Source organism: Aeromonas sp. QDB30 (assembly GCF_027707645.1).
Classification (GTDB): Bacteria; Pseudomonadota; Gammaproteobacteria; order Enterobacterales; family Aeromonadaceae; genus Aeromonas; species Aeromonas caviae.
On record NZ_JAPCIY010000141.1, the window covers coordinates 1 to 3,352 of the forward strand.

Below are 3,352 nucleotides of genomic sequence, written 5' to 3' on the forward strand. Positions count from 1 at the left end.
CTGATGCTCTCGGAGACTGCGCTACAGGATCAGATCACCGAGATGACAGATAGTTCCCCGATTTGAGCAACAAGACCGCACAGTGAGGGAAACATGAGCCTGTTGGAAGCCCTGACCATGACCTCGGGTCTGGTCTATCTGGTTCTGTTGTTGTGGCAGGGCCGCAGCGGTTGGGGCTGGACGCTCTCTCTGCTGTTGGCCGCCGCGCTCTGGCTGCTGGTGGCGGATTCGGTACTCTGGCTCGCACTGGGGCTGGTGGCCACGACTCTGGCGCTCTGGCTGCACTATCGCCCCCTACTCATGCTGGCCCACATAGACAGTCAACGTCTCAGAACGGCCACCAGGCAGCTATTGCTGCTGTGTTGGGTGTTGGTGGCGGTTCAATATGTTGTTCATATCGGACAGTTGGGGCTGGGGATGACCCCCTGGCTGGTACGCCCTGACGTGGTGGACGGTTTCCTGCCCATCGCTGGTGGTCTCGGGCTGCGGGCCTGGCTCGGGCAGGGGCTGACGGACCCCCACCACCCGGCGGCCACCGTCACCGTGCTGGTGCTCTCCCTGTCGGCCCTGCTGCTGGGTCGGGCGTTTTGTGCCTGGTTCTGCCCGCTCGGGCTGGTGGGGGAGTGGCTGCACGGCCTGCGCTCGCGCCTGTTGCCGGGGGAGTGGACCCCGCCGCGCTGGCTCGATGCCGTGTTGCGCGGCCAGAAGTTTCTGGTGCTCGGCTTTCTGCTCTTCATCATATTGCTGGCGGTACCCGCCGCCGCCCTGCCCGGCTACCTCGCCAGCCCCTACCATCAGGCGGCGGACATGAAGATGGGGGCCTTCTTCTTCAACCTGACCCTGATCTCGGGCCTGTGCCTTGGCTGGGTGCTGCTGCTCACCGCCACCTTCCGGCAAGGGTTCTGTCGCTACCTCTGTCCCTATGGCGCCTGGATGGCCCTGCTCGGCCTGCTGACCCCGCTGCGCATTCGCCGTGACCCGGCCCGCTGCCTGCGAAGCGCGGGCCACGACTGCGACAAGTGCAGCCGGGTTTGCCCCTCGCGCATCCAGGTGCACCAGCTCATCGCGGTGCGCAGTCTCGAGTGCACCAGCTGCCAGAGCTGCGTGGCCGCCTGCCCCAAGCGGGCCGATGCCCTGCATCTTGGCACGCAAGGGCAGCGACTCGCCCCCCGCCAACTGCTGGGGCTGCTCTGTCTGTTGCTGCTGGTGTTGCCGCTGCTCTCCTATGGCTTGCTGGATCTCTGGGTCAGCCAGACACCGATCCCTGACCGCTACGAGCTGTTGCAGCGGCTGCCCTGGCTGAGCCACTGAGGGGGGAAAGGGCAAAAGGTGGATGATGGGGGGATCTTTCGGATTGGCGATAATAAGCTGTATAAAAATCCCCCGTCAAATTGTTAGCGCCATCCCACTTTGCTCATATTGCAATTGATCATATAGCGCTCCCCACCATAATGGGTGCTGTTATTTGGCGTTGTTAATATCAATTGGATGAGCAACAACATGAATATCAAGGTCAGCTATCCCAAGTGGTTTACCCTGGACCATAAGATCGCGTTCTTCTTCCCGCTGTAATTCCCCGCGGCGGCGCGGCATGCCTGCCATGCCACGAGCCCGCCTCCATTCCTGAACTGAAATAGCTGCACCTATCTTCGCCTGTTTATTCTGGCGAGGCGATGTCGTGCACCCATTTCACAATATTTCCCACCTGCCGGACATTCTATTTTCGGCGGGGGAAGAGACTCATTTTGAATATTTAAATCTGGGGTGTTTATATTATGGAAAACTTCAAGCATCTGCCCGAACCCTTCCGTATTCGTGTCATCGAGCCGGTCAAGCGCACCACCCGTGCCTATCGGGAAGAGGCCATTGTCCGGGCGGGCATGAACCCCTTCCTGCTGGACAGCGAAGACGTCTTCATCGACCTGCTGACCGACAGTGGCACCGGCGCCATCACCCAGGACATGCAGGCCGCCATGCTGCGCGGTGACGAGGCCTACAGCGGCAGCCGCAGCTACTATGCCCTGCAACAGGCGGTGCAGGAGATCTTCGGCTACTCCCTGACCATCCCCACTCATCAGGGGCGCGGCGCCGAGCAGATTTACATCCCCGTGCTCATCAAGAAGCGGGAGCAGGAGAAGGGGCTGGATCGCAAGAAGATGGTGGCCCTCTCCAACTACTTCTTCGACACCACCCAGGGCCACACCCAGATCAACTGCTGCGTGGCGAAGAACGTCTACACCAGGGAGGCGTTCGATACCTCGGTCACCGCCGACTTCAAAGGCAACTTCGATCTGGTGAAGCTGGAAGAGGCCATCCTGGAGGCGGGCCCCGCCAACGTGCCCTACATCGTCAGCACCATCACCTGCAACTCCGCCGGGGGGCAGCCGGTCTCCATTGCCAACCTGAAGGCGGTGTACGAGATCGCCAGAAAGTACGACATCCCCGTTATCATGGACTCCGCCCGCTTCGCCGAGAACGCCTACTTCATCCAGCAGCGGGAGCCCGGCTACGCGAACTGGACCATCGAGGAGATCACCAGGGAGTCCTACAAGTACGCCGACGGCCTCGCCATGTCGGCGAAGAAGGATGCCATGGTGCAGATGGGGGGGCTGCTGTGCTTCAAGGATGACAGCATGCTGGACGTCTACACCGAGTGCCGCACCCTGTGCGTGGTGCAGGAGGGCTTCCCGACCTATGGCGGCCTGGAAGGGGGCGCCATGGAGCGCCTGGCGGTGGGCCTGCGGGACGGCATGCGCCAGGACTGGCTGGCCTATCGCATCGGCCAGGTGCAGTACCTGGTGGACGGGCTGGAGGCCATCGGCGTGGTGTGCCAGCAGGCGGGGGGCCATGCGGCCTTCGTGGATGCGGGCAAGCTGCTGCCCCACATCCCGGCGGATCAGTTCCCGGCCCACGCCCTGGCCTGCGAGCTCTACAAGGTCGCCGGCATCCGCGCGGTGGAGATAGGTTCCCTGCTGCTGGGGCGCGACCCCGCCACCGGCAAGCAGCACCCCTGCCCGGCGGAGCTGCTGCGCCTGACCATCCCCCGTGCCACCTATACCCAGACCCACATGGACTTTGTCATCGAGGCCTTCGGCGAGGTGAAGAAGAACGCCCACCGGGTGAAGGGGCTGGACTTCATTTACGAGCCGGCCGTGCTGCGCCACTTCACCGCCAGACTGAAAGAGGTCGAGCATAACGACCCGTCAGCCGGCAAGACGCAGAAAAAATTGATAGAAGCATAACGAGTCAGGGGCACAGATTTTTCTGTGCCCTTTTTTTTGGTTCTTCGCGGGATCCTGGGAAAGTGGAAGTTGACAGACAGGGTGCTGGTAAACTGGTTGTCGCCAAACAC

At 62.0% G+C, this 3,352-nt stretch carries 3 protein-coding genes; all 3 read left to right on the forward strand.

The window, feature by feature from the left end:
• Positions 1–93 precede the first annotated feature (93 nt).
• Positions 94–1,311: a 4Fe-4S binding protein gene (locus PG896_RS20605; protein ID WP_270836166.1), complete on the forward strand. Its 1,218-nt coding sequence runs from the start codon at positions 94–96 to the stop codon at positions 1,309–1,311.
• Positions 1,312–1,500: 189 nt separating this feature from the next.
• Positions 1,501–1,572: a tryptophanase leader peptide gene (gene tnaC / locus PG896_RS21280; protein WP_223302601.1), complete on the forward strand. Its 72-nt coding sequence runs from the start codon at positions 1,501–1,503 to the stop codon at positions 1,570–1,572.
• A 203-nt stretch (positions 1,573–1,775) separates the two neighbouring features.
• Positions 1,776–3,242 (forward strand): tryptophanase, encoded by a 1,467-nt coding sequence (gene tnaA / locus PG896_RS20615; protein WP_010672391.1) that lies wholly within the window; start codon positions 1,776–1,778, stop codon positions 3,240–3,242.
• Positions 3,243–3,352 lie beyond the last annotated feature (110 nt).

Excerpts from the sequence above, each read along its gene's own strand:
- PG896_RS20605 (WP_270836166.1), top strand. The coding sequence starts at position 94 with ATGAGCCTGTTGGAAGCCCTGACCATGACCTCGGGTCTGGTCTATCTG.
- tnaA (WP_010672391.1), top strand. The coding sequence starts at position 1,776 with ATGGAAAACTTCAAGCATCTGCCCGAACCCTTCCGTATTCGTGTCATC.